At 63.5% G+C, this 2,987-nt stretch carries 4 protein-coding genes; 1 reads left to right on the top strand and 3 read right to left on the bottom strand.

What is annotated here, in order from left to right; translation table 11 throughout:
• The 3 genes from EN914_RS30190 to EN914_RS30180 all read right to left on the bottom strand — a co-directional run.
• Positions 1 to 683: beta-ketoacyl synthase N-terminal-like domain-containing protein (locus tag EN914_RS30190; RefSeq protein WP_281034678.1), on the bottom strand; the 683-nt coding region annotated here is incomplete at its 3' end.
• A gap of 1 nt (position 684) precedes the next feature.
• Positions 685 to 1,485, bottom strand: a complete 801-nt coding sequence (locus tag EN914_RS30185) for a CoA-transferase subunit beta (protein ID WP_127218840.1) — start codon at positions 1,483 to 1,485, stop codon at positions 685 to 687.
• Positions 1,482 to 2,339 carry a CoA transferase subunit A gene (locus tag EN914_RS30180; RefSeq protein ID WP_024504736.1) on the bottom strand — a complete coding sequence of 286 codons (858 nt, stop codon included), beginning with the start codon at positions 2,337 to 2,339 and terminating at the stop codon, positions 1,482 to 1,484. The genes EN914_RS30185 and EN914_RS30180 overlap by 4 nt, the downstream gene beginning before the upstream one ends.
• 120 nt (positions 2,340 to 2,459) lie before the next feature.
• On the opposite strand from EN914_RS30180, the gene EN914_RS30175 reads away from it, so the two are divergent.
• Positions 2,460 to 2,987 (top strand): helix-turn-helix domain-containing protein (locus EN914_RS30175; protein ID WP_127389470.1); only part of this gene is annotated, 528 nt, incomplete at its 3' end.

The following is a 2,987-nucleotide window of genomic DNA, read 5'->3' as shown; positions in this document are numbered from 1 at the left end:
GCGCGGGGGTGTTCATCCTTGCTGACAATGAGCGCATCGCCCTTGCGCTGCAGGATGGTCACTGGGGTGATCTCCTTCGCCAATCTTCCATTGGCTTGTGCGGCGACGGCCTTGTTCTGGCTGCGCACTGCGAAGGCGTCCTGGTCGGCCCGCGACACCGAAAAATCCTCGGCGACGTTCTCGCCGGTTTCCGGCATGGAATCGACGCCATACTGCTTCTTCATCAGCGGGTTGACGAAGCGCCAGCCGATGGTGGTGTCGTAAATCTCGGCATTGCGCGAGAACGCCGTGTCGGCCTTGGGCATGACGAAGGGTGCCCGGCTCATCGATTCGACGCCGCCCGCGATCATCAGCTCCGCCTCGCCGGCCTTGATGGCTCGGGCGGCAATGGTCAGCGCATCCATGCCGGAGCCGCACAGGCGATTGACGGTCGAGCCCGGGACCTCCTTTGGCAGCCCTGCCAGCAGCAGCGCCATGCGCGCTACGTTGCGATTGTCCTCGCCGGCCTGGTTGGCGCAGCCATAGACGACATCGTCGATCGCCTGCCAGTCGATGCCGGCATTGCGCTCAACCAGTGCCCTCAGCGGGATGGCGCCTAGATCGTCCGATCGTACCGAAGACAGCGAACCGCCGAAGCGGCCGATCGGCGTGCGGATGTAGTCGCAGATGTAGGCCTCGGCCATGTCATGCAGCCTTTGCTTTTCCGGTTCCCTCATGCGCCGCCTTGGTGCGGGCCTGCAGGTCGCGCAATGTCTTCAATTCGAGTTCGCTTGGCGCCGGTGTTTCGTCAAGCGCCTCCGCGAACTTTACCACCCAGCCACAGCTCTCCTGCACCTGCTGGCGCGTGACGCCCGGATGCAGCGACACGACGGTGAATTCCTTGGTCACCGGATCCGGCTTCCAGATGGCGAGATCGGTGATCAGCAAGGTCGGACCTGATGTGTCGATGCCAAGCCGCTTGCGATGGTCGCCACCCTCGCCATGGCCGAAGGAGGTGAAGAAGTCGATCTTCTCGACCATGCCGCGCGTGGTCTGCGCCATTGTGATGTAGATCTGCTTCGACGAGGTCGCGATCTCCGGCGCGCCGCCGCCGCCGGGCAGCCTGGTCTTGGGATGGAAATAGTCGCCGATGACCGTGGTGTTGATGTTGCCGAACTTGTCGATCTGCGCCGCCCCCAAAAAACCGATCGAGATGCGGCCGCCCTGCAGCCAGTAGCGGAACATCTCCGGCACCGCGACGGTGGTGACGGCGGTCTCGCACAATTCGCCATCGCCGATCGACAGCGGCAGCACGTCGGGCGCGGTGCCGATCGTGCCGCTCTCGTAGATCAGCGTGATGTCAGGCGCATGTGTCAGCCGCGCCACATTGCAGGCCGCGGACGGTGCGCCGATGCCGACGAAGCAGACATCGTCATTCCTGAGCGCCCTGCTGGCGGCGATCGTCATCATCTCGTTGGGGGTGAAACCCAATGGATTGTCGCTCATGCCGCTTTCCTCAAATGCTCGACCCGGGCCGCGAAATCGCCGGCGCTCTTCTCGATGACGTTGGCCTGCATCCACGCCTGGAATTTCTCGCGGTCGGCGGCGATCTGGTCCCATTCGAGATAGGCGGCATTGTCACGCGCATAATAGCCATGTGCGTAGGACGGGTGCGAGCCGCCTGGCACGACGGATATCGCCGCGATCGTCCAGCGCGGCAGCACGGTCAGATTGGGGTGCAGATCGTCGAAATTATCGACCACTTCCTCCACCGTCACCACCGCTCGCTTGGCCGCCAGCACCGCTTCCTTCTGGATGCCGATGATGCCTTCGACCAGCACATTGCCTTGTCTGTCGGCCTTCTGCGCATGGATGAAGGTGACGTCAGGCCTGATCGAAGGAACAGCCGCCAGCACCTCGCCGGTGAACGGACAGGTGACAGACTTGATGTTCGGATTGACCGCCGCGAGGCCAGCACCGCGATAGCCGCGAAACACCGCGCAGGGCAGACCGGCCGCGCCCGCCTCATAGGCATTGGCCATGCCGGCATGGCTGTGCTCCTCGATCTCGATCGATCTGGGGAAACCGTTCTCGATGGCGTCGCGGGCGCGCCGCAGCAGGCCGACGCCGGGATTGCCGACATAGGAGAAGACGATTTTCTTCGCCATGCCCATACCGATCATCTGGTCGTAGATCAGGTCCGGCGTCATGCGGACCAGGGTCAGGTCGCGAAACCCCTGACGGATCGCCTCATGCGCCGCCGCCGTCGGGATCAGATGGGTGAAACCCTCGAAGGCGACCGTGTCATCATCGTTCAAATTCTCCGCAACGGCCTGTTTGAGCGGCAGGAACTTGACCATCGCATCGGCTCCGGGTTCAGAAAGTTCGTATTGCGAACATATGTTTTATATGCGATACTTCGTACGCTGAAGGAGGGCGAGGAGTCAATCCTGGCATCGATGGCGTTCCGCGGAGTTGAGATGGACGAAGAAGCCGCTTCCCGTGATCATGTCGGCTCGCTCGAGCGCGGCCTTGCCGTCATGGAGATCCTGGCTCGGCATCCCTCGGGCATGACGCTGACCGAAATGGCCGAGGAAGCGGGCCTGACCCGCGCCGGCGCCCGCCGCTTTCTGCTGACGCTCACCGCCACCGGCTATGCAACGCAAGCCGGCCGCGTGTTCTCGCTGTCGCCACGCTTGCTGACGATCGCCCGCACCTGGCTCGGCGGCGCCTCGCTCTGGGCCTTCGCCGCACCCATCATGCGCGCTGTCGCCGCACAGCTGAACGAGGCCTGTTCGGCGGCGATCCTGTCGGGTGCCGATGTCGTCTATGTCGCCCGTATTCCCGGCCGCCGTATCCTCAGCGTGTCGCTCGATGTCGGCACCAGGCTGCCGGCCTATTGCACCTCGATGGGACGCATCCTGCTTGCCGGTCTGACGCTTCAGGAATTGGACGCATTCCTCGGCCAGGCGACGATCGAGAGACGGACGCCGAAGACGATCACCGAC

Source organism: Mesorhizobium sp. M7A.F.Ca.CA.001.08.2.1 (assembly GCF_003998455.1).
GTDB lineage: Bacteria > Pseudomonadota > Alphaproteobacteria > Rhizobiales > Rhizobiaceae > Mesorhizobium > Mesorhizobium ciceri.
The sequence above is the reverse complement of the archived record's forward strand: the minus strand, read 5'-3'. Positions and strand labels throughout refer to the sequence as shown.

Coding starts and splice junctions, on each gene's coding strand:
- EN914_RS30185 (WP_127218840.1), bottom strand. CDS start 1,485: ATGAGCGACAATCCATTGGGTTTCACCCCCAACGAGATGATGACGATC.
- EN914_RS30180 (WP_024504736.1), bottom strand. CDS start 2,339: ATGGTCAAGTTCCTGCCGCTCAAACAGGCCGTTGCGGAGAATTTGAAC.